The sequence below is a fragment of the Bacteroidia bacterium genome, assembly GCA_027493955.1.
Lineage (GTDB): Bacteria > Bacteroidota > Ignavibacteria > SZUA-365 > SZUA-365 > JAOSJT01.
The window spans coordinates 4395212-4417735 of record JAOSJT010000001.1; the positions used below are offsets into that span (position 1 = coordinate 4395212).

Genomic DNA, 22524 nt, shown 5'->3' on the forward strand with positions numbered 1-22524 from the left:
AGTATGAACATCCCGACAACCGAATTCGGCAACGTCGTTGTCCTGGCGCTTCAGGGCGCCATACTTGGCGGGCCGGAAGCCAGCGCTCTCAACGAGACGCTGCACCGCCTGATCGACAACGGAAAGAAAAACGTCGTTCTGGATCTGGGCAATGTGACGCTCATGAACAGTTCGGGCTTGGGGATGCTCATCGGCGGCTATACCACGATGGCCAATAATGGCGGTGAACTCAAACTGGCGGCCGTGAACGAGAACGTCCGCAAGCTCATCGAGATCACCAAACTGCATACTGTGTTCTCGCCTTTTGCGAGTGTGGACGACGCTGTCGCAAGCTTCGCGTCCTGATCCCGGCAGAATGCAGCGATACTTCTTTTCGGCCTCCCGGGAGACACCGGGGGGCCGCATACTTTTTACGTAAGCAGGAGCAACGCTATGTCCGTCCGCGTCGTTGTCGGTGCCCAGTGGGGCGATGAAGGCAAGGGAAAACTCGTCGATATTCTCAGCAAGGATATTGACATCGTCGCACGTTACCAGGGCGGAGCCAATGCCGGCCATACTATTGAAATCGGCGACAGGAAGCATGTACTGCACCTCATCCCTTCGGGAATCTTTCATGAACACGTGACCACCGTTATCGGCAACGGTGTGGTCATCGATCCCGTTGCGCTCATGACCGAAATCGCGCTGCTCGAAGCCGCAGGTGTTTCGCTCAAGGGCCGGCTCAAGATCAGCCATAACGCGCACATGATCATGCCCTATCACAAGATTCTCGATCAGCTGTACGAAAAAGGGCAGGTGCCCATCGGGACCACCGGACGCGGTATCGGCCCCGCGTATTACGACAAAGCCGCGCGTGTCGGTATACGTATCGTGGATCTGCTCGATCACGAGATTCTCGAGGAGCGCATCAGGCGCAACATCGAGGAAAAAAATCAGATCATCAGAAAAATTTACGACGCGGAGGAACTCGATGTCGAGCATATCCTCGAAGAATATCAGCGCTTCGACTCTCTTATTGACGAGTACGTAACGGATACGGCTTTCTTCCTCAACGACGCCATTCGCCAGGGGAAAAGCGTTCTCTGCGAGGGTGCGCAGGGTGCTTTGCTCGATATCGACCATGGCACGTATCCCTTCGTCACATCTTCGAGCCCTGTCAGCGGCGGCGCAACCATTGGTCTCGGTATCCCGCCGACTGCCATCGACTCCGTCATCGGCGTGATGAAGGCGTACACGACGCGCGTCGGGCACGGGCCCTATCCCACCGAACTGGATGACGCAGCGGGCGAGCATTTGCTGGTCAAAGGACATGAGTACGGTTCGACTACCGGACGTCGCAGGCGCTGCGGCTGGTTCGACGCCGTAGCGATGAAATATTCGATCATGCTCAACGGCATCGATGCGGTTGCCATGACCAAGCTGGATGTGCTGAGCGGCCTCCCGGAGGTGAAGGTCTGCGTCGCCTACGAATACGACGGGAAAACCACGACACGATTTCAGACGAATCTCAAAACTCTGGAGCGCATGCGACCCGTGTACGAAACTTTCGAAGGATGGGAAGAAGATATTTCCGCGGTGCGTTCTTTCGCAGATCTCCCGGCTGCGACACGCACGTACATAGACGCGCTGCAGGAGCGCATCGGTGCACGTATCGCATGCGTCTCCGTCGGTCCCGAGCGGTCGCAGATTCTCTTCCCGACCGGTACCCCCGCATGGTGATGCTCGATCCGCATACTGAGAGGATGGTTCTGCTCGCCGAAGGGCGGTTGAGTTCCATCGGGCTCCGCATGGTCATCGCCGCGCTTCTGTATATTCCGGAACGAATCGTCGCGGTGATAGACAGTACCAAGGAGCGCTCCAGCACGCAGGAAGTCATTGGTTTCGGCGGAGACACGCCGATCGTCCATTCGCTGGAAGAGGCGATGGCGTTTTCGCCGGATTCCATGCTTATCGGCATCACTCCCATCGGCGGCCAACTGCCGGATTCCTGGCGCGCCATCATCCGCGAGGGACTTTCCGCCGGCCTCCATGTGGTGAGCGGTCTGCGCCAGCGCCTGGCCCACGACGCCGAATTCGGCGCCTTGTCTCACGAGCACTCGGTGCGCATTCATGACCTGCATCATGTGTCCATGAGTCATCTCATCCGGGCGCAGGGAAGCTGGCGTCGGCGTACTATTAACACGATACTGACCATCGGGACCGATTCCAACACCGGGAAAATGACAACCGCGCTGATGATCTACCGTGAGATGCTGAAACGCGGTCTGCGCGCCGCCATGATTGGTACCGGACCGACAGGTATTCTGATCAGCGGACGCGGTGTGTCGGTGGAGGACATTTCCAGTGATTTCCTCACCGGCGCGGTGGAATTCGAGATTGACAAGGCGGCGAACGAGGGCTACGAGTACGCGATTGTCGAAGGACAGGGAGCTCTCACCAACTGCGGAAACAGCCCGATCGCGCACGGCTTGCTCGTCGGCGCCATGCCGGATGCGATGGTCCTTTGTCACCAGCCCTCGCGGGAGACAGACGGTTACGGCCTGCCGCTTCCGGAACTGGAACGCGTCATCGCTCTGCACGAAACCATGCTCGGCGTCTTCAAACATGCCAATGTTGTGGGCATCGGGCTTAATTCGATGGACATGAACAAGGAAGACTATCGGCTCGCCGTCACCGGGACGCAGGAGCGTACCGGCTTGTTGGCCGTGGATCCCCTGCGCGAGTCATCCGCCGGCCTGGTGGATACGCTTCTCGAGTACTTTTCCAAGTACAACAAATTGTTGTTGCCGCATTCCCACAGTGAAATTCATGATCGCGTCTGACCTCTGCGTCAGCGGAGATGAAGCAGCCAGCGGAACACCGTAATCGTCAGCAGCAGAGCCCCCTCCACGCGGCTGAGCTTCCAGCCGGTACGCATCATCATGAGAATCACGAGCATGAAGGCCGCGAGCACGGCGACGTGCAGAAGCGCGTCATCGCTCGCGTTCAGGGGACGGAGCACCGCGGCCACACCCAGGACGCCGAGCAGATTGAACACGTCGCTCCCGATCAGATTGCCGATGGAAATGCCCTGACGCTTGCGCAGTATTGCGACAAAAGAGGTCACGAATTCCGGCATAGAAGTCCCCACCGCCACGATGGAAATGCCGATCGTCCATTCCGATATACCGGCAGCCCGCGCCAACACGGTTGAGGAAGCAACGAGAAAATGCGCGCCGAGCACAATGCATGTGATGCCGAGAAGTACCATCGGTACGTCCCACCAGTGGAAATCGCCGGCGGGAAGTTCTTCACGAGCCACATCCCTTTTCAGATACAGCAGCAGGATGTATCCCAGCAGCAGTGCGAGGAGAATCGCACCCTCGAACGAGCCAAGCTGGTGATCCGAGAGAAATACCAGGAGCAGGGTTCCGGTACCGCTCAGCATGATGCCGTCGCGGAACACCATCGTTCGCGTTGTCGGCACTGTGCGCACGAGGAGTACGATACCAAGGATGAATCCGAGATTGAAAATATTCGACCCGACAACATTGGCGATAGCCAGGTCGGGGTGTCCTTTCACTGCCGCTCCGATACTCACCGCAAATTCGGGTGCGGACGTTCCGATGGCCACCACGGTCAGTCCGATAACGAGTTCGGACACGCCGAAGCGTCGTGCCAGACGCGCAGCCGAGGTGACGGTCCAGACCGCGCCCTGCCAGAGCGCGAGTATGGAAAGCGTGATTATGGCGACATGCAGGATTTCGTGCACGAGTAGTTTGGGGCTGTGAACAATATCGAGGCGTTACAGCCTCCGTCCCCGAATAAAATGGGAATTTTCAGCGTCGGAAAAAATGTGTACCGATAGACGGGATACGGGCAATCCGTCTCATGGCGGCGGCGGCGAAAACGAGCGCGGCATTGACGGGCGTCGCGGCGCGGTACTTCCCACCCCTTCGCGGCCTGCAAGACGGGGCCAGTCAACGCGTCGGAGCGAAATCCGGCGTGGGGGATTGTGGGAGATAAAGAAGCGAGAAAAACGGGAAGTATCTGACCGCGAAGGAGCGGATAACACACACGAAACTATCGTGAAAATCCTTCAAAACAGATTAATTTCGAAGAAAGAGGGAGGCACTGAATTTTTTTTCGTGCTGTGGGAGAAAAGCGCTTGATTCTGATCAGCAAATTCACAATTTTGGGGTAAAGTGGGTTGGAGTGGGGAATAGTGGTAAACTATTATGTCTCAGATATATGGCTGGTTTCAAAGGAAAATATGAATACGCCGTAGACGACAAGGGTCGTGTGAACCTCCCTGCCAAGCTACGGAAAAATCTGTCGCCCGAGGCACAGGATTCCTTTGTTATCACGCGGGGGTATGACATCAGTCTCGATTTATTCCCGTTGGACATGTGGAATGAATTCGAACAGCAACTTCGCAACAAAACGAACAGACACGAGGACGATCACCGCCTGTACGTCCGTACCGTCATGATGTGGGCGCAGGAAACCAGTCTGGACAAGCAGTCCCGCATCACCATTCCGCAGGATCTCATGGAATTCGCCGGAATCAGCGGCAATGTGATCATCATCGGCGCACTTGATAAAATCGAACTCTGGAGCCCCGAGAACTTCAAGGCCTACTATGACCGGCACGCGGAGCAGACCTACGAGGCCGTTGCCGCCCGCGTGATGGGGGGCGCGTGAGTGAGCCAGATGGAGAGACCGGATATCACATACCGGTGTTGCTTCATCCGGCGGTTGATCTCCTCATCGGAAATCCCACCGGCGTATACGTTGATGGCACGCTCGGCGGAGGAGGTCACAGTAGCGAAGTATTGAGGCGGCTCGGACCCACGGCTACCGTGTACGGTTTTGACCAGGATCTCGAAGCACTTGAACACTCGCGGTTACGGTTCCACCAGGACCCCCGCATGACGCTCATCCACAGCAATGTGGTCCATCTAAAGCAAGAGCTTGCTCAGCGCGGCGTCGCGTCCATTGACGGTCTTCTGCTCGATCTCGGAGTGTCGTCGCATCAGATAGACGAAGCCCGCAGGGGGTTCAGCTTTCGCGCGGACGGCCCCCTGGACATGAGAATGAATCAGGATATGCGTACAACCGCAGCCGACATCATCGCATCGTCCACAGAAGAGGAACTGGCTGAGATTTTGTTCTCCTGGGGCGAAGAGCGTCACAGCAGACGCATCGCCAGAGCGATCATCCGCGAGGCAGCGGTACGACGCATAGAAAATACGGCGGAGTTGCGCGATATCATCATGAAGGCGGTTTCTCCGGCACATGTCACAAAAACTCTCGCGCGAGTGTTTCAGGCCTTGCGTATAGCGGTGAACGACGAGCTCCGGGTGCTCGAGCATACTCTGCGCGATGCCTTGGACATGCTCACGATCGGCGGGCGCTTGGTGATCATTTCCTATCATTCGCTCGAAGATCGCAGAGTGAAGCACTTTTTACGGGCAGAAGCCGCGAGCTGTATCTGCCCGCCCGGACTGCCGGTGTGTGTGTGCGGCAAAACCGCAAGAGTACGAATACTGACGACGAAGCAGAAAGAGGCAGACGAAGATGAGATACGTAGAAATCAACGAGCCAGAAGCGCCCGTCTTCGCGCAGGCGAAAAGATTCACGCGTAAACGCATGAATCCTGTTTTCGCCACGGCGGTGCAGGACGTGCCTTTGGAATATGAGCAAGCGGCGCCGCGTCGCAGGCGCAGTCGTGGACTCACCACGTTCACGCTGGTCATGATGCTTGTCGGCTTCGCCGTCCTGATCACGCTGTATATATCAAACGTCGTCGCAGTTGACGGACTCATGATGCAGCAAATCGACGTGGAAAAAACCGAGCAACTTCTGCTGCAGGAACGCGAGAATCTGCGGGCAGAGATCAATATGCTCTCAAGCTACAACCGCGTACAGCACATCGCTGTCGAGCGTCTCGGCCTCGTTCACGCGAATCAACAACCGTACTCCCTCACGGTGTACGGGATACAGAACCAGCAATCCAGGTAACGCGCACAGGTGACGTTGGAACCGTTCAATTACAACACCAGCAAGAATGAAGAATACCGTCTGCTGCAGCGCCAGCAGAGTTCGGTACGTATGTATATGCTGATGGTGTTGTTCATTGCCGGATTCATTGCCGTCGCTATGAAGCTCTTCGTCATCCAGGTGCGGGATTCCGAAAAACTGCAGGAGCTTGCACGCATACAGTACGAGAGCAGGGAGAGTATCAAGCCCATGCGCGGCCTCATTCTCGACCGCAATCTCTCCATACTCGCATCCAATGTGACCGAGTATCTGCTGGCGGTCGATCCCGCAGTGATAGAGGATCGCGATTCCGTGGCCCGCGTCATCTCCGCTGCTCTCAACCGGCCGCTCAGGGAGATTCGCTCCCTGTTGTCGGATACCACACGGCGCTATGTGGTCGTGCAGAAACGACTTCCGGAAGAAGCCGCCGCAACACTCAAGGGGTGGGATTACTATGGCGTGAAACTCCGCCCTTCACCCAGACGTCGCTACAACTTCCAGGCACTCGCCGGGCCGCTGATCGGCTACACCAATGTGGATAACAAAGGGCAAAGCGGTATAGAACTCGAAATGGACAGAGAGCTCTCGGGCCATGAAGGTTTTATCGTGTATCAACGCGATGCCCGCGGGTCGCGCAGGCCTGAAGTGGATTATCCGAAAGTGGAACCGGTGAACGGACGCAGTGTGGTGCTCACCATCTCGCAGGTGTACCAGTCCATCGCCGAAGAAGAGCTGTCGAAAGGAGTGGAACTCTACGCCGCCGAATCGGGCCGATGCATCGTGTTGCAACCCAGAACAGGCGAAATTCTCGCCATGGCAAACTATCCGAGTATCGATCCCAACAAACTTCAGGAGTACACGCCGGAGAAAGCCCGCAATCGTGCCGTGACGGATCTTTACGAACCGGGCTCCACTTTCAAAATCGTTGCCATGAGCGCCGCGCTGAACGAAGGGTTGTACGAGCCGGACGATGTCATCAACGCGGAAAACGGACGATGGGTGTACAACCCGAAGCTCAAGCCGATTGTTGACGATCATCCGTACGCACAACTCACCCTTCGCGGCGCCTTTGAGCACAGCTCCAACATCGTCAGTGCAAAACTGGCTAACAAACTGGGCGACGAACGCTTCTACAAGTATGCGCGAAATTACGGCTTCGGCGTCAAAACTGGCATTGAACTCCCCGGCGAAATTTCCGGCGATTTAAAGAAACCGCTGAACTGGGACGGCACAACGCTCAACCTTCTGGCGTTCGGCTACGGTCTTGCCGTCACCTCCTTGCAGATCGCCTGCGCGTACGCGGCGATCGCCAATGACGGCGTGCTGATGCGGCCCTTTATTCGTAAATGGCTGCTCGATGAGAATCGTAATATCGTGGAAGAAAATACACCGCAAGTGGTACGCCGTGTCGTTTCGCCCGAAACCTCGCACATCATGCGAAGCTTCATGAAGGGCGTGGTGGACAGCGGCACCGCGCGTCTGGCCAGCATCGAGGGCGTAAGTATCGGTGGAAAAACCGGAACGTCGCAGCGTCTGGTGAACGGGTCCTACTCGAACAAGTCCCATGTGGCCTCCTTCGTGGGATTTTTCCCCGTCGAAGATCCCAAGGTGCTGATCCTCGTCATTCTCGATGCTCCCTCGCGCGGTTACTACGGGGGAACGACGGCGGGACCGATATTCCGCAACATCGCCATGCGCATCATCAATTCGTCCAGCGAATTTGCAAAGCGGCCCGAACCGCTCTATGCCTCGTTCAAAGGCAACGATCAGGTACGCGTACCGAACGTGCGCGGGATGAACCGCGACGTGGCGGAAGCTCTGCTCAAAGCACACGGACTGAATATGCACCTCACAGGTAAGGGCGAGCGCGTCGCATCCCAGAGTCCGTCAGACGACCGTATGGTGCGTCGCCGCAGTATCGTCACGCTGCACATGCGGCCTGCCAAGCAGGAGCAGGCCGGCGCCATGGTGCGTGTTCCGAACGTTATCGGTATGTCGCTGCGCCAGGCCATGGCCTACATGAAGAGCATGCAGCTCACGCCGAGTCCCATGGGCAGCGGCATTGTCCGTGCCCAGTATCCCGAACCCGGAGAGATGGTCCCATCCGGGTCCCGCTGTACCATCAATGCGGACGCAGAAGTCATTTCCGCCAATCTGTACTGAGAACGCCGTGTTCAATCAGGTCGCAACAAATCTGCACGCTTTTGCCACGGGCTGCCGCCTGTCGGACATCGTCAGCGATATCGCTGCGGTGCAGATCTATGGTCCCCAGGATGCCGCCGTGGCGAATATCACCACGGACTCGCGTAGGGTGTCCCGCGGATCAGTATTTGCCGCGGTGGAAGGGGAACATGTGGATGGACATCGCTTCGTGCAGCGCGCGATCGAGGCCGGGGCGGTGTGCGTTGTCGTGCAATTGCGCCAGTACGAAGAAGGGCTGAAAGATCTGCTTACGCCGGCGTACTGCCAGCACAACGGGAGTACGGTAGCGATTGTGCACGATACGCGCGAAGCGGTGGCGGTGCTGGCGGATCGCTACTACGATTCACCATCACGGGATCTGAAGCTCATCGGTATCACCGGCACCAACGGGAAGACCACCATCTCCTGGCTTTTGCAAGGCGCCCTCAGAGCTGCCAAACTTTCTCCCGGAATGATCGGGACGGTCGAATACCGCATAGGGGATACCGTTCTGCCGGCGACCTACACCACACCGCCTGCGGAAGACCTGCACCGCATGTTTCGTGACATGCGCAAGGCCGGATGCAAATCCGCAGTGATGGAAGTGTCCTCGCATGCACTGGCTCTCAAGCGCGTACACGGCATTTCGTTTGATGTCTCCGTTTTTACCAATCTCACCCAGGACCATCTGGATTTCCACGGCGATATGGATGCCTATCGCGATGCAAAGGGCTTGCTGTTCAGCGCCCATACGCGCGGTGTCGGCCTCCTGAATGCCGACGATCCCGTTTCGTCGCATCTGCGCGCCCCGCTGGGCAGGAGGGGCAAGCTGTACGGTCAGCATGGGAAGCCAGCGTTTCGTATGCGCGACATCGAGGTGACAGCGAAGGGAACTTCCCTCACCATCGAGCATGCGGGTGCATCGTGGAAATTGCGCTCCTCGTTAGTGGGTGCGTTCAACGCCTACAATCTTACCGCAGCCTTCGCCGCGGCGGTGTTACTGGGTATTGATCCGGAAATTGCCCGCCGCGGAATTCAATCGGTAAAACGTGTACCCGGTCGCTTCGAGCGTATCCTGTCCGCTGACGGCGTCGCCGCGATTGTGGACTATTCCCATACACCGGATTCACTCGCGAAAGCCCTGCAGACGGCCCGCGCATTGGTCGGCGCTGGCCGCGTGATTACGGTGTTCGGCTGCGGCGGCGACCGCGACAAGGGGAAGCGACCGTATATGGGGGCTGTGGCATCGTCCATGAGCGATCTGGCGATCATCACGTCCGACAACCCGCGCACCGAAGATCCCGCGGCGATTATCGCAGCGGTGTACGCCGGTGTGCAGCCAGGCCGCGAAGTGATGGTACGCAGCGGGCGAAAAGCCGCGATCCATCAGGCGCTCAAGCTCGCACGCCCCGGAGACATCGTGCTCGTGGCGGGTAAAGGCCATGAAAATTATCAGATCATCGGGACCACGAAGCGGCATTTCGATGACAGTGAAGTGGTTCGCGCCTATTTCGAAGCCCGACGCGGAGGTGTGCAATGACGCTTCGCATCGGCGATTTTGCCGCGCTCCCGACTGCCGTGCTGCGCAACTGCGACGCTATTGCTGAGCACGTTCCGACGCGTGTCGTGACGGATTCGCGCGAGGCAGGCCCGGAAGTCGTTTTTGTCGCGTTCCGTGGCAGCCGTACCGACGCGCATGACTTTGTGCCCGATGTGTTGCGTCGGGGCGCGCTGGCCTGTGTTGTGGAGAACCGGTGGTGGCGCAAGCACAGGGATTCGGTGCGCGACCTGCCGCTCATTGTCGTGGCGGATACCATGAAAGCCTACGGCGGTATCGCGAAGATGCATCGCGCATCCTTCGATGTACCAGTGGTGGGCATCACCGGAAGCAACGGGAAAACCGGGAGCAAGGAAATGGTTGCGGCGGTGCTGCGCACACGTTACCGCGTCCTGCACACCGAGGGAAATCTCAACAATCATATCGGCCTGCCGGCAACGTTACTGCGCCTGACAGCGGAGCATCAGGTGGTGGTGACGGAAATGGGGACAAATCAACCGGGAGACATCGCCTGGTTGTGCGACATCGCCCGCCCGACACATGGCGTGATCACGAATATCGGCCGCGCGCATATCGAAAAACTGCTCTCACGCGAAGGCATCGCCGCGGAAAAAAGCGCACTGTTCGCTGCGCTTCCTTCCAGTGGCACCGCCATTCTCAATGCGGATGAAGATCTGCTCAGCGCCGCTGTGCCCCGGCGTGTGCCGCGTATCAGCTTCGGCACGCGTCGCAAGGCGGATGTGCGACTCGAGAATGTACGACTCGACGCGGACGGACGCGCGATCGCCCGCATCGTTGCACCGCGCTTTATGTCGAAGCCGCTTACTCTGCGTCTGCAATCCGTGGGCAGGCATTCCGCGCTCAACGCCGCTGCGGCCGTCGCAGTGGGCTTCGCCTTCGGCTGCCCCGTATCGAAGATGAAGATGGCTCTTGAGAGCGTGGCACCGGTGGACAAACGCCTGCAGACGCACCGCGTCGGAGGGGTGCTGGTGATCAATGACAGCTACAACGCGAATCCTGATTCCGTACTCGCGGCACTGGACGTCCTGCGCGGTATACGCATCGCGGGCCGCCGCTGCGCGGTTCTCGGCGACATGCTGGAGCTCGGCGCCGACGCGCGCACGGAGCATGAGCGCATAGGAGCGGCAGTGGTGGAAGCCCGCATTCCGTATGTGCTCACCTTCGGGAAACTCGCGCGCGGTATACAGCGCGGTGCACTACAGAAAGCAATGGAAACGGGCTTCCCTGTGTTGGCTCTGCATTTCACCGATAAGGCGGAATTGGCCGGCAACCTCAGCGCGTTGCTCACCGACGGAGACGCGGTACTCGTCAAGGGATCGCGCGGCATGCGCATGGAAGAAATAGTGGAAGTCATCGTTCGCGAATTCACCAGCGATGAGGCACAAACAGCATGATGTACTACCTCTTCGATTACATCAACACGCACTTCAGCCCGCCGGGCTTCGACGTGTTCCGCTTCATCACCTTCCGTGCCGCCGCCGCCGCAATCACCGCGTTGCTCATCAGCTGGTTTCTCGGCCCACGAATCATTCGGCTGCTCAAGCGCCGGCAGATCGGAGAAGCGGCCAAGCTCGAAGCTCCGGAAACACATCGCGTCAAGGCCGGGACGCCCACGATGGGCGGACTCATCGTGCTCGGATCTATCATCATGCCTGTGCTGTTGTGGGGCCAGCTGCACAACACCTATGTGTGGCTGATTCTGGTCGCAACCGTGCTGCTCGGAGGCGTCGGCTTCATCGACGATTACCTCAAAGTGGTAAAAAAGTACCCAAAAGGTCTTATTGGCGAGTACAAAATCGTCGGACAGATTGTCGTGGGACTTATCGTCGGTGCCGTGTTGTATTTCTCCCCGGAATTTGAGGCAGGCAGATCGGCTACGAACGTGCCGTTTTTCAAAAATCTGTTGCTTGACTACACCTGGTTCTACATCCCGATGATCATCCTCGTCATCGTCGCGACATCGAACGCGGTGAATCTGACGGATGGCCTGGATGGCCTCGCCATCGGTACCATCTCCATCGCCTTTATCGCCATCGCGATCATCAGCTATGCGAGCGGTCGTGTGGATTTCTCGAATTACCTGAACATCGTCTATCTCCCGAGGAGCGGTGAACTTGCCGTGTTCAGCGCCGCGGTTATCGGTGCGGGGCTGGGTTTCCTCTGGTACAATGCCTATCCGGCGCAGGTATTCATGGGCGACACCGGATCGCTCGCCCTGGGCGGTGCCATGGGTGTGCTGATGGTCATGATCAAGAAAGAGCTGCTTCTGCCTATCCTCGGCGGCATCTTTTTTGCCGAAACGGTATCAGTGCTGATACAGAAGGCCTATTTCAAGTACACGAAAAAGAAATATGGACAGGGCAAGCGAATATTCCGCATGGCACCCATCCATCACCATTTCGAATTGCTCGGCTGGCCTGAACCCAAGATCGTGACGCGGTTCTATATCGTGGCGATCATCCTCACCATTCTGAGTCTGGCAACATTCAAGGTACGATGATATGCAGCGCGCATTCGATATCGCTAGTCTGAAAGTTACCGTCATCGGCGCCGCACGGAGTGGACTCGCCGCAGCCCGCCTGCTGCGCAGCAAAGGGGTCAGTGTGTTTCTGAGCGAGCTGTCGGAGGCCGGTCGCTATCCCGAGGCCGCACGCCTGCTCGCGGAAGAAAACATCGAACACGAATTCGGCGAACACAGCGAGCGCCTCTATGCGGCTGATCTCATTGTCGTGAGTCCGGGCGTCCCGTCCGATGCACCCGTGCTGCTTGAAGCCGAACGGCGCGGCATGCCCGTCATCAGTGAAATCGAGATCGGTACCATGTTCGTTGACGGCCCCATTATCGCCGTCACCGGCACGAATGGAAAAACGACGACGACGACGCTTACCGGCGAGATCTGCGCCGCCTCCGGACGCCGGACCCTGCTTGCGGGGAACATCGGTTTTGCGTTCACCGACGCCTTGCGCGAGAACGACGGAGATATAGACATCAGTGTGCTCGAGATCAGCAGCTTCCAGCTCGATACCTGTGTGACGTTTCATCCGACCACAGCCGTCATCACAACCATCACCCCCGATCACCTGAACCGCTATCACGGATCCTTCGAAGAGTACGTTGCCTCCAAACAGCGCATCTTCATGAATCAGAATTCCGGGGACCGGCTTATTTACAGTGTGGATAATCCGGTGGTCGAAGCAGCGGTAAAGCCCGCAGCGTCACAGCTGTTCCCGGTGAGCGTGACGCAGCGTTTGAAATTCGGCGGCTGGCGTGAGAACGGCCATCTCATGCTCGACGCAGGGTATGGTGGGGAGTTGCTCGCACGCGTCGAAGACCTGCAGATCCGCGGAGCGCATAATCATATGAACGTGCTGATGGCGTCGCTCGCGGCCCGCCTCGAAGGGATTCCCATGGACGTGATACGCCAGGCGGTGATCTCCTTCCGTGGCGTCGAGCATCGGCTGGAATTCGTCATCGAGCTCGACGGTGTCGCCTGGGTCAACGACTCGAAAGCCACGAATGTGGACTCCGTCGTCACTGCACTGCAGAGCTACAAACAGCCCGTGGTATTGATCGCGGGCGGACGCGACAAAGGCACATCCTATGATCCGATGATGGAATTGGTGAAGGAAAAAGTGCATACGATGGTGCTGATCGGCGAGGCCGGCGACCGCATGGAAGCGGCATTCTCGCGCGTAACCAGGGTGACCCGCGCACGCGACATGCAGGAAGCGGTGAATATCGCCAGAGCGGCGGCGCGTCCGGGGGATGTGGCGATGCTCTCGCCCGGTTGCGCGAGCTTTGACATGTACGACAATTTCGAACACCGCGGCCGCGTATTCAAGGAATGCGTGCGTACCTTTTGTCGGGAACCGATGGTAGCGTGAAACCAAAAACCGGACATATAGACCTGTACGTCTTTCTTAGCGTCCTCGCGCTGATGATGTTCAGCGTGGGTGTCGTGTACAGCGCCAGCGTTTCCATTTCCGGAATACGGCACGGCGGCGATTCGGATTATCTGTTCCGCACACACGCCGTTCGTGTGGTGATGGGCGTTGGCGCGTTGTTCCTCGGTATGTTCGTCAATTATCATTCGTACAAGAACGTCAGCAAAATACTGCTGATCATCGCGCTCGCCATGCTCGCGTACACGCTTGTCGGCGGGGCGGTGGTGAAGGGAGCGCAGCGCTGGATATCCTTTGGACCCTTGCGTTTTCAGCCATCCGAATTTGCGAAATTCGCACTGGTCATCCATCTCGCGGTGCTGCTCTCGACCAAGCAACGATACATACACGATTTCCGCAACGGCTTCCTCCCGTTGATGATATGGATATTCTCGGTGGTCGGGCTGGTTTTTCTGCAGCCGAATTTCAGCACGGGAGCCATCATCCTCGGCATCAGTTTCATGGTTCTCTTTGTCGGCCGTGTGCAGCTGAAGCATATCGCCGGTGTCGCACTTGCGGCGCTGCCTGTCGTCCTGGTCTATGCTGTTTCGGCGGATTACCGTTGGAACCGCATCATGGCGCATTTCGGGGGCGAGAGCGCCGGTGGATCCGCCGGCACCTATCAGATTGAGCAAGCGGTGATCGGGCTCGGCAGCGGCGGTGTTTTCGGTGTCGGTATGGGCATGAGCAAGCAGCGTGAGCTGTTTCTCCCGGAGTCCTACACCGATTTCATCTTTGCCATAGTCGGTGAAGAGTACGGATTCATCGGGGCACTTCTCGTTCTCGCGCTTTTCCTGGTGATCATGGTGCGAGGGATGAAAATCGCAAAACGTGCCACCGATGACCTGGGACGTTTTCTCGCGACCGGCATCACCGTCACCATCACCGTGTATGCTGTAATCAACACCATGGTGACCACGGGCCTGCTTCCCACCACGGGACTACCCCTGCCCCTGCTCAGTTACGGGGGAACGAGCATTCTCTTTACGGCATACGCTCTCGGGATATTGCTCAACATTTCCATGTTCACGCGCATTCGCCCGCGCGAGATTGTGCCTCAGGAGGCGCCGTCGGGACCACGGGTCGGGGAGCTGTACCAATGAGCCCGCGCATGCATATCATTTTTGCCGGAGGCGGCACGGGCGGACATCTCTTCCCCGGAGTCGCCATTGCGCAAGCGGTGCAGCAACTCAAGCCGGATTGGAGCGTCAGCTTTGTCGGGTCCGGCAATCGCCTTGAAGCACGGGTCGTACCCAAGCTCGGCTATGACTTCGACGCATTATGGATTTCCGGATTCAAACGCCGTATCAGCGTGGATGCCCTGCTGCTGCCGCTGAAAATCCTTGTATCGCTGGCGCAGTCGTGGAACATCCTGCGCAGACGCAAGCCGGCCCTGGTGGTCGGGACAGGCGGTTATGCGTCCGGTCCGATGCTGTACATGGCGGCGAAGACCGGTCGGCGCACGATGATACATGAACAGAACGAGTATCCCGGCGCAACGACGCGCATGTTGTCTTCGATGGTGGACGAAGTCTATGTCACCTACGAATCGAGCGCAACACGACTTCCTGCTGCGGAAAAGCTGTTCATCTCCGGGAATCCGGTACGGCCTGGTTTGTCACGCTCCTCAGCGGATGACGCGAAGGAGTTTTTCGGATTGATGCCCGAACGAAGAACAGTGTTCGCATTCGGCGGCAGTCTGGGATCGTCGTCCATCAACAAGGCGGTGCGGCAGCTCGTGCCGCGTCTCGTACGTGAGGGATATCAACTCATCTGGCAGACAGGGGCGCGGGATATTGCGGAACTCGCAGCGATCGGCGCATTGTACGCCGGCCAGGTCGTTGTCAGGGCGTTTATCGACGATATGGACAAAGCCTATTCCGCGGCGGATCTGGTGCTTTGCCGGGCTGGTGCAACGTCTCTCGCCGAGCTCAGCGTGCTCGGCCTGCCTGCCATCCTGGTGCCCTATCCGTTCGCTGCGGCTGATCATCAGTACCATAATGCAAAGGCAATGGCCGATGCCGGCGCGGCGCTCGTCCTTCGTGATACCGATTTGCATATGCTCGAAGGCCAGCTGTTCCGCCTGCTCGATGACGATGCGACGTTGGGTGCGATGGCTGCCGCCTCTTCGGCTCTGGGGCGGCCACAAGCCGCATTCGATCTTGCGCAGGCGGCCATACGCCTCGCGGAAACCGGAAAAGGAGCGTGACATGGAAACGGTGAATCGGGTATTCAAGCGCAAGCACGACTTCTACTATCTCACCTTACTGGTGTACGTGGCGTTTTTCGTGCTGTACATCTTCATCACCGGTACTGTGACCGATGATACGGTGCAGTTCGGCTTCCGTGACCCCGTCGTCTATATCATCGCGGCCTTTATCGTTTACGCGCTCGTCATGCTGGTGATCAGCATGGTACGGAATCAGCGATTGGAAATCACGGACACGAGCATCATTCTTCGCTCGCGATTTTATGAGCGGACCATACGGTTCAGCGACATCGAACGAGTCACCTTCGCGCGCGATCGCTACAAACCCAACGACGGGACGTTCGCCGTCCTCAAGCTGCGTCTATCCGGCCGACGCCGTCTGATGCGACTGCGTTTTGCGAATTATGAGCGTGAAAAAGAGTTGTATCAGCTCCTGAAAGCGCTTACCCAGCCGGGGAAGAATGACCCGGCGGCACGAGTGCGACATGATCCATGAAATCATGCAGCGATGCCAAACGTCCGAATTTGAACAGCACACCCTATCCTGAAAACGGATCAACCATAGTGAAGAGCAGCGCATGAAATTCGCGAATATCAACCACATCTACTTCGTCGGCATCGGCGGCATCGGGATGAGCGGCATCGCCGAGATTCTGCTGAATCAGGGCTTTCGTGTTTCAGGCTCGGACCTCACCATAACCGAGGTGACACGTCACCTCGCTGAGGTGGGTGCGACGGTATACGAAGGGCACAATCCGGAAAATCTGCATGACGTGGATGTGCTCGTCTATTCGTCGGCTGTTTCGCAGGACAACCCTGAAGTCATCGCGGCCATCGAGCGGAAAATCCCTGTGATTCGTCGCGCGGAAATGCTCGCCGAAGTCATGCGCCTGCATCACGGCATCGCCGTTGCGGGAACGCATGGAAAAACCACCACCACTTCCATGCTTGGCATGGTGCTCATCGAAGGGCAGAAAGATCCCACCGTCATCGTCGGGGGCAAGCTGCATGCCTTTGGCGGAACCAACGCGCGCCTTGGCAGCGGTGAGTTCATGGTGGTGGAAGCGGATGAGTACGACCGCTCCTTCCTCAAGCTCAATCCCTCCATCGCCATCCTGACGACACTCGAAGAGGAACATCTCGACATCTATGGCAGTCTGGAGGATTTGAAAACCGCCTTCATCGAATTCGCCAACAAGGTGCCGTTCTACGGTTTCGTCGCTCTCTGCCTCGACGAACCCACGCTGCAGGAAATCCTCCCGGAGATTCAGCGGAAAGTGGTGACCTACGGCTTCTCCTCGCAAGCGGACGTACAGGCGGTGGATCTCGTGCAGAAGGAGCAGCGCAGCAGCTTTACCGTCGTCGCCAGGGGACACGAACTCGGCATGATTACGCTGGGTGTTCCGGGGGAACACAACGTGCAAAACGCCCTTGCCGCCGTGGCGGTCAGTCTCGAACTCGGTATCCCGTTCGAGCAAATAAAACGGGCGCTCGATGCTTTCGCCGGTGCCTTCCGACGCTTCGAACTCAAAGCCGATGTTGGCGGGGTGCTGGTTGTGGACGACTACGCGCACCATCCGACCGAGGTCAAGGTCACGCTCAAAGGAATCAAGGCGGGCTGGCGTCGGCGTGTCATCTGCGTATTTCAGCCGCATACCTACACGCGCACCCGCGATTTCTATAAAGATTTCGGCCGCTCTTTCATGAACGCCGATCTGCTCATTGTCACGGACGTCTACGCGGCTCGCGAACGCGCAATACAGGGCATCACCGGTGAAATCATCGCCGAAGCGGCGAAAAATTTCGGACACAGAAATGTGCAGTACATTGCCGACAAGACGCAACTGGCCGAGGTGCTGGAAGCGGTGGTGAAAGAAGGCGACATCGTGATCACCATGGGTGCGGGCGATATCTATATGCACTGTTCACGCTTTATTGAAAAGCTCAAGGACCGCAAGTGACGTGCTGAATCTCGAGCACATACGGCAGCTCTGCACCGGCGGCATCAGCATCAGCGAACCGCTCGCACCGCTTACGTCCTTCCGCATCGGAGGGCCGGCCGATATCTATCTCGAGCCATCCACTACGGATGAACTGGTCGCGCTTGTCCGTTATTTTCGCGTCCAGGAAGTGTCGTACATTCTGCTCGGGAATGGAAGCAATATTCTGATCAGCGACGAGGGCTACCGAGGGGCTGCGCTGAGCATCGAGAAGGGCTTCTCGTCTGTCACGCTCGACGGCGATACCATCACCGCGGGCGCCGGAATCCGTCTGAGCACCTTTGTGGATTTTGCCATCACGCATAATTTCGCCGGCGTGGAAATGCTGGCCGGTATTCCCGGGACGCTCGGTGGCGGCGTGATCATGAACGCCGGAGCCTACGGAGGAGAGATTTCGGACCATCTCCTGGATGTTACCGTGCTTCGCGGTACGGACGTACGCACACTCTCCAGGGACGCATGCAATTTCCGGTACCGGAACTCCGATCTGAAAGAGGATATCGTGCTCTCCGCGCGCTTCCGCTTTCCCCGGGGAGATGCTCAGGAGCTTCGTCGCAGGCGAAAGGAATTGCTGCTCAAGCGCAATGCCGCGCAGCCGGTGAAGTTTCCCAATGCCGGAAGCATTTTTAAAAATCCCGAAGGCGATTTTGCGGCGCGGTTGATCGAGAGCAGCGGACTGAAAGGACAGCGTTTCGGTGGTGCAGTCGTATCGGAGCTGCACGCGAACTTCATCGTAAACGACAGCGGTGCCACCGCGAACGATGTGGTGGCCCTCATCAACCGTGTACGCCGCATCGTATTCGAGACCACCGGTGTGGTGCTCGAGCCGGAGATCCAGTTCATTGGCTTTTCCGCCGATCCCCTGGATCCGTTACCCCTGAACAGGCAGGTACAGGCATGAGACGCAAACGCACAGTAAAACCAACCCGACACCGCACCGTGGGCATCGCGATGTTTTTCGTCGTGTCCGCTATCGCGGCTATCGCTCTTGCGGCCGCGGAATGGCGCGAGAGTGTGACGGGTGTGGTCCTGGACGTTCGCGGTGTGAGCATCACCTCCAAGGCGGTGATCGCAGACGCCGTGGCGCTGAACGATTCTTCCAGTCTCACCACGATTGATCTTCTCGAGGTGAAGCGGCGCATTCTCGCAAATCCGTACATACGCGACGTGGACCTGATGCGCGATCCGCCGCGTACCCTGGTCGTGAACGTCACCGAAAGAAAGCCCATCGCAATGCTGATCAACGTACAGGCCGCCGACTGGCTTGTTGACGAAGACGGCTATGTGCTTCCCGCTGTGCATGCCCCCGAGGTGTACGATGTGCCGGTCATCACAGGTGCGGGCGATTTGCGGGTACTCAAACCGGGCGTGCGCATTGTGAGCAAGAAAGTGCAGAAAGCGTTGCAGGTGCTGCGGACGGCTCGCGGCATGGGCGGCGGCATCTTCCACCAGTTTTCTGAAGTACACGTCGCTCCCAAGCGCGACCTCGTGCTCTACACCATCGAGGCGGGCGTTCCGGTGATTCTCGGGCCGGTGGTGCATATCGAGAACAAGCTGAGAGCGTTCAATACGTTCTGGGAAAACGTGGCGATGAAATACGATCCCGCCGCGCTAGAATATGTGGATCTGCGCTGGAGCAATCAGGTCGTGACACGCTGGCGCGGAACGACGGACGCACCCGCGCAGGCGGAACAGAGCGATACGCTCGCCGTGCGCGACACACTCTTCATCAAGGAATGAAACAACGACGGTACCGATATGAAAAGCAGACAATCATCCCATGCAGCAGATAATATCGTCGTTGGACTCGATATCGGGACGACCAAGATTTGCGTCCTTATCGCGGGCAAGGATGCCGACGGCCGCATCAATGTGTTCGGCATCGGCAAGGCGGAGAACGAGGGAATGGCCCGCGGTACGGTCACAAACATTGATAAGACGGTCCGGGCGATTCAGGAGGCCGTGCAACAGGCCGAACGCCAAAGCGGCATCAAAGTGCGCGCCGTCAATGTGGGCATCGCCGGCGATCATATACAAAGTTTCCAGAGTCGCGGCGTCATTGCCATCAGCAATCCGGAGAACGAGATCGGACGCAAAGACGTGGAGCGTCTGCTGCAGGACACCAAACGTGTCGCGCTTCCGTCCGACCGCCGCATCATCCACGTCATCCCCCAGGAATTCATCGTGGACGGGCAGGACGGCATCTACGATCCGGTCGGCATGGCGGGAGTGCGTATGGAAGCCAATGTGCATATCATCACCGGCGGTATCACCCCGGTGCAGAATATCTACAAATGCATTGAGCGCGCCGGACTCGAAGTCAACGATCTCGTCCTCGAACCACTGGCCTCCGCGTACTCGGTGATGAGTGAAGAAGAAAAAGAAGTCGGAATAGTGCTTGTGGATATCGGCGGCGGCACCACCGACATCGCCATCTTCGAGGATCGCACCATCCGACATACCGCCGTGCTGGCCATTGCGGGCAAGAAAGTGACCGAGGACATCCGCAAGGGACTGGGCATACTGAATGATGAAGCCGAGCGGCTCAAACGCGAGCACGGCTACGCCTATCTGCCGGAAATCGTGGAAAACGTGCGCATCCCGCTTCGTCCGATCGGCGGACGCGATGCGACGGAAATATCCCGCGATCTGCTCTGTCAGATCATACAGCCGCGCATGGAAGAAATTCTCGAAATCGTCGGTCTCGAAATCAAGCGTTCCGGGTACTCCAAGCACCTTCACTCCGGCATCATTCTCACAGGCGGCGGATCCCTCATCAAGGGTACAGCGGCGTTGGCCCGCGAGGTGCTCGGCATGCCGGTGAAGATCGGCATACCCAGCGGCTTCTCCGGCGGCTTCGTCGCCGAGGTGGAGAATCCCATCTACAGCACCTGTGTCGGCCTCGTCATGCACGGCATGAGAAGCATCGGTCCCGAAAGCTTCAGCACCAGCGCCGACGCCGGCCGTCCGAATGTGCTGCGCAGGATCATGGATTGGTTTAATGAGCTGTAGATGGTGAAGAGTGAAGAGTGAAGAGTGAAGAGTAAAGAGTGAAGAGTAAAGAGTAAAGAGTGAAGAGTAAAGAGTGAAGAGTGAAGAGTAAAGAGTAAAGAGTAAAGAGTGAAGAATGAATCATAAGCGGCAAAATAGCACCTCGGCAATTCAGCAAAGATTGGCGGCTCCAGGCCCCTTCACCCTTTACCCTTTACTCTTTACCACAATCCGGTACCAACGACAACCGATAATATGAGAAACATATACAAACAGATTTTTCAAGTGAATGCAATTCTGTAACACCATCATCTGAGGAGACCCCATGGCTATTCTGTATGACAACTCGATGGATACCCGGGCGAAGATCCGGGTCGTCGGCGTCGGCGGTGGCGGCGGTAACGCCATAGACGACATGATTCAGCGCGGTATCGAAAACGTGGAGTTCATTGCGGTGAATACCGACGCGCAAGCGCTGGACCGCAACGGATCCTCGTTTAAAATTCAGGCCGGCCGTAATCTGACGCGCGGCCTTGGCGCCGGAGCGGATCCCTCAGTCGGGTATCGCGCGGTGGAGGAGGACAAAGAGGAAATAGCCGCGGCACTGAGCGGATCCGACATGGTATTTGTGACCGCCGGCATGGGCGGCGGAACCGGTACGGGCGGAGCGCCGGTGGTGGCGAATATCTCCAAAGGCACCGGGGCACTTGTCGTCGGTATCGTGACCAAGCCCTTCCACTTCGAGGGCAAGCGCCGCATGGCACAGGCGGAAGAAGGGATCGAGGAACTGCGCAAGCACGTCGACACACTTATTGTCATACCGAATCAGAAGTTGCTTTCCCTCGTGGATAAAAACACGCCGGTATCCGAAGCCTTCCAGCTCGCCAATGAGGTGCTCTACAATGCCACACGCGGCATCGCCGAAATTATCGCCGTACCCGGTTTGGTCAATGTGGACTTTGCGGACGTCCGCACCATCATGCGCGACATGGGCGATGCGCTTATGGGCAGCGGCATCGCCTCCGGCGAGAACCGCGCCGTGGAAGCCGCGCACAACGCCATTTCCAGTCCGCTGCTCGACGGCGTCAGTATCGGCGGAGCGCAAGGCGTCCTGGTCAACATCACCGGCGGTGCCAACACGTCGCTGGTCGAAATTGACGAAGCCGTATCCATCATCACCGAAGCGGCCGGCGAGGACGCCAACGTCATCTTCGGTTCGGTGATTGACGAAGCGCTCGAAGACAAGCTCATGGTCACCGTCATCGCCACCGGCTTTAATAAGCGCAACGTCGGTGCGCGTCGCCCGGCCATGCCGCAGTCCGCTTCGCGTCAACCCCAGCAGCAGACCGCGATGCGCATTCCCACGGGCATCACCGAAATTCGTGAGTACGACGAGCCCGCCTTCGTGCGCAAGGGTCTCTCCCTGACCACCAGCGACGACGACGACGCCTCGGGCCAGCGCATCGAGAAAAGCAATCCCGACCGTCCGGCATTTTTGCGGAAGATTATGGACTGATTCTCTCTCACTCTTTCTTTACCTCCTCAAGCAGCGCCGCCCGCCCTCTCCTCATGGGGCGGGCGGTGTGCTTCTCCGGGTGTACG

General features: G+C 58.0%; 20 protein-coding genes. 19 read left to right on the forward strand and 1 reads right to left on the reverse strand.

From position 1 onward, the window contains the following. Window positions 1-3 precede the first annotated feature (3 nt). The 3 genes from M5R41_16760 to M5R41_16770 all read left to right on the forward strand — a co-directional run bounded on the left by M5R41_16760 (window position 4) and on the right by M5R41_16770 (window position 2822). Window positions 4-345, forward strand: coding sequence for an STAS domain-containing protein (locus tag M5R41_16760; GenBank protein ID MCZ7558054.1), 342 nt, complete (start codon window positions 4-6; stop codon window positions 343-345). Window positions 346-432: 87 nt separating this feature from the next. Continuing rightward, window positions 433-1719 (forward strand): adenylosuccinate synthase, encoded by a 1287-nt coding sequence (locus M5R41_16765; protein MCZ7558055.1) that lies wholly within the window; start codon window positions 433-435, stop codon window positions 1717-1719. A gap of 23 nt (window positions 1720-1742) precedes the next feature. Next, the gene (locus M5R41_16770; protein MCZ7558056.1) at window positions 1743-2822 is read left to right on the forward strand and encodes a DUF1611 domain-containing protein; all 1080 of its coding nucleotides are present in this window, start codon (window positions 1743-1745) and stop codon (window positions 2820-2822) included. An 8-nt stretch (window positions 2823-2830) separates the two neighbouring features. Here M5R41_16770 and M5R41_16775 read toward each other — a convergent pair whose 3' ends face one another. Then, window positions 2831-3751 (reverse strand): sodium:calcium antiporter, encoded by a 921-nt coding sequence (locus M5R41_16775; protein MCZ7558057.1) that lies wholly within the window; start codon window positions 3749-3751, stop codon window positions 2831-2833. A 479-nt stretch (window positions 3752-4230) separates the two neighbouring features. On the opposite strand from M5R41_16775, the gene mraZ reads away from it, so the two are divergent. From mraZ to ftsZ, 16 genes are all read left to right on the forward strand, one after another. After that, window positions 4231-4683 carry a division/cell wall cluster transcriptional repressor MraZ gene (mraZ, locus tag M5R41_16780; protein ID MCZ7558058.1) on the forward strand — a complete coding sequence of 151 codons (453 nt, stop codon included), beginning with the start codon at window positions 4231-4233 and terminating at the stop codon, window positions 4681-4683. Then, entirely contained in the window at window positions 4680-5627 is a 948-nt protein-coding gene (rsmH, locus tag M5R41_16785; protein ID MCZ7558059.1) for a 16S rRNA (cytosine(1402)-N(4))-methyltransferase RsmH, read from the forward strand. The genes mraZ and rsmH overlap by 4 nt, the downstream gene beginning before the upstream one ends. A gap of 4 nt (window positions 5628-5631) precedes the next feature. Beyond that, on the forward strand, window positions 5632-6003 hold the full coding sequence (locus M5R41_16790) for a hypothetical protein (GenBank protein ID MCZ7558060.1): 372 nt from the start codon (window positions 5632-5634) through the stop codon (window positions 6001-6003). A gap of 9 nt (window positions 6004-6012) precedes the next feature. After that, window positions 6013-8184 carry a penicillin-binding transpeptidase domain-containing protein gene (locus tag M5R41_16795; protein MCZ7558061.1) on the forward strand — a complete coding sequence of 724 codons (2172 nt, stop codon included), beginning with the start codon at window positions 6013-6015 and terminating at the stop codon, window positions 8182-8184. A 7-nt stretch (window positions 8185-8191) separates the two neighbouring features. Beyond that, window positions 8192-9742: a UDP-N-acetylmuramoyl-L-alanyl-D-glutamate--2,6-diaminopimelate ligase gene (locus M5R41_16800; GenBank protein MCZ7558062.1), complete on the forward strand. Its 1551-nt coding sequence runs from the start codon at window positions 8192-8194 to the stop codon at window positions 9740-9742. Continuing rightward, window positions 9739-11175 (forward strand): UDP-N-acetylmuramoyl-tripeptide--D-alanyl-D-alanine ligase, encoded by a 1437-nt coding sequence (murF, locus tag M5R41_16805; GenBank protein ID MCZ7558063.1) that lies wholly within the window; start codon window positions 9739-9741, stop codon window positions 11173-11175. The genes M5R41_16800 and murF overlap by 4 nt, the downstream gene beginning before the upstream one ends. Beyond that, window positions 11172-12281 (forward strand): phospho-N-acetylmuramoyl-pentapeptide-transferase, encoded by a 1110-nt coding sequence (gene mraY, locus M5R41_16810; protein MCZ7558064.1) that lies wholly within the window; start codon window positions 11172-11174, stop codon window positions 12279-12281. Before murF ends, mraY begins: the two co-directional genes overlap by 4 nt. A gap of 1 nt (window position 12282) precedes the next feature. Beyond that, entirely contained in the window at window positions 12283-13665 is a 1383-nt protein-coding gene (gene murD / locus M5R41_16815) for a UDP-N-acetylmuramoyl-L-alanine--D-glutamate ligase (GenBank protein MCZ7558065.1), read from the forward strand. Beyond that, window positions 13662-14825 carry an FtsW/RodA/SpoVE family cell cycle protein gene (locus M5R41_16820; GenBank protein ID MCZ7558066.1) on the forward strand — a complete coding sequence of 388 codons (1164 nt, stop codon included), beginning with the start codon at window positions 13662-13664 and terminating at the stop codon, window positions 14823-14825. The genes murD and M5R41_16820 overlap by 4 nt, the downstream gene beginning before the upstream one ends. A gap of 8 nt (window positions 14826-14833) precedes the next feature. Further along, on the forward strand, window positions 14834-15931 hold the full coding sequence (gene murG, locus M5R41_16825) for an undecaprenyldiphospho-muramoylpentapeptide beta-N-acetylglucosaminyltransferase (GenBank protein ID MCZ7558067.1): 1098 nt from the start codon (window positions 14834-14836) through the stop codon (window positions 15929-15931). 1 nt (window position 15932) lies between these two features. Next, on the forward strand, window positions 15933-16427 hold the full coding sequence (locus M5R41_16830) for a hypothetical protein (GenBank protein ID MCZ7558068.1): 495 nt from the start codon (window positions 15933-15935) through the stop codon (window positions 16425-16427). An 82-nt stretch (window positions 16428-16509) separates the two neighbouring features. After that, a complete protein-coding gene (murC, locus tag M5R41_16835; GenBank protein MCZ7558069.1) occupies window positions 16510-17892 on the forward strand; it encodes a UDP-N-acetylmuramate--L-alanine ligase in 1383 nt (460 codons plus the stop codon). Window position 17893: 1 nt separating this feature from the next. Beyond that, window positions 17894-18832 carry a UDP-N-acetylmuramate dehydrogenase gene (gene murB, locus M5R41_16840; protein MCZ7558070.1) on the forward strand — a complete coding sequence of 313 codons (939 nt, stop codon included), beginning with the start codon at window positions 17894-17896 and terminating at the stop codon, window positions 18830-18832. Beyond that, window positions 18829-19671 carry a cell division protein FtsQ/DivIB gene (locus tag M5R41_16845; GenBank protein ID MCZ7558071.1) on the forward strand — a complete coding sequence of 281 codons (843 nt, stop codon included), beginning with the start codon at window positions 18829-18831 and terminating at the stop codon, window positions 19669-19671. Before murB ends, M5R41_16845 begins: the two co-directional genes overlap by 4 nt. 18 nt (window positions 19672-19689) lie before the next feature. Then, window positions 19690-20943: a cell division protein FtsA gene (ftsA, locus tag M5R41_16850; GenBank protein MCZ7558072.1), complete on the forward strand. Its 1254-nt coding sequence runs from the start codon at window positions 19690-19692 to the stop codon at window positions 20941-20943. A 304-nt stretch (window positions 20944-21247) separates the two neighbouring features. Continuing rightward, entirely contained in the window at window positions 21248-22438 is a 1191-nt protein-coding gene (ftsZ, locus tag M5R41_16855) for a cell division protein FtsZ (GenBank protein MCZ7558073.1), read from the forward strand. Window positions 22439-22524: the final 86 nt, after the last annotated feature.

What these genes read in the sequence shown, in the direction of transcription:
- M5R41_16760 (MCZ7558054.1), top strand. Translation starts at nt 4, where the DNA reads ATGAACATCCCGACAACCGAATTCGGCAACGTCGTTGTCCTGGCGCTT.
- M5R41_16765 (MCZ7558055.1), top strand. Translation starts at nt 433, where the DNA reads ATGTCCGTCCGCGTCGTTGTCGGTGCCCAGTGGGGCGATGAAGGCAAG.
- M5R41_16770 (MCZ7558056.1), top strand. Translation starts at nt 1,743, where the DNA reads ATGGTTCTGCTCGCCGAAGGGCGGTTGAGTTCCATCGGGCTCCGCATG.
- mraZ (MCZ7558058.1), top strand. Translation starts at nt 4,231, where the DNA reads ATGGCTGGTTTCAAAGGAAAATATGAATACGCCGTAGACGACAAGGGT.
- M5R41_16790 (MCZ7558060.1), top strand. Translation starts at nt 5,632, where the DNA reads ATGAATCCTGTTTTCGCCACGGCGGTGCAGGACGTGCCTTTGGAATAT.
- murF (MCZ7558063.1), top strand. Translation starts at nt 9,739, where the DNA reads ATGACGCTTCGCATCGGCGATTTTGCCGCGCTCCCGACTGCCGTGCTG.
- mraY (MCZ7558064.1), top strand. Translation starts at nt 11,172, where the DNA reads ATGATGTACTACCTCTTCGATTACATCAACACGCACTTCAGCCCGCCG.
- murD (MCZ7558065.1), top strand. Translation starts at nt 12,283, where the DNA reads ATGCAGCGCGCATTCGATATCGCTAGTCTGAAAGTTACCGTCATCGGC.
- murG (MCZ7558067.1), top strand. Translation starts at nt 14,834, where the DNA reads ATGCATATCATTTTTGCCGGAGGCGGCACGGGCGGACATCTCTTCCCC.
- M5R41_16830 (MCZ7558068.1), top strand. Translation starts at nt 15,933, where the DNA reads ATGGAAACGGTGAATCGGGTATTCAAGCGCAAGCACGACTTCTACTAT.
- murC (MCZ7558069.1), top strand. Translation starts at nt 16,510, where the DNA reads ATGAAATTCGCGAATATCAACCACATCTACTTCGTCGGCATCGGCGGC.
- M5R41_16845 (MCZ7558071.1), top strand. Translation starts at nt 18,829, where the DNA reads ATGAGACGCAAACGCACAGTAAAACCAACCCGACACCGCACCGTGGGC.
- ftsA (MCZ7558072.1), top strand. Translation starts at nt 19,690, where the DNA reads ATGAAAAGCAGACAATCATCCCATGCAGCAGATAATATCGTCGTTGGA.
- ftsZ (MCZ7558073.1), top strand. Translation starts at nt 21,248, where the DNA reads ATGGCTATTCTGTATGACAACTCGATGGATACCCGGGCGAAGATCCGG.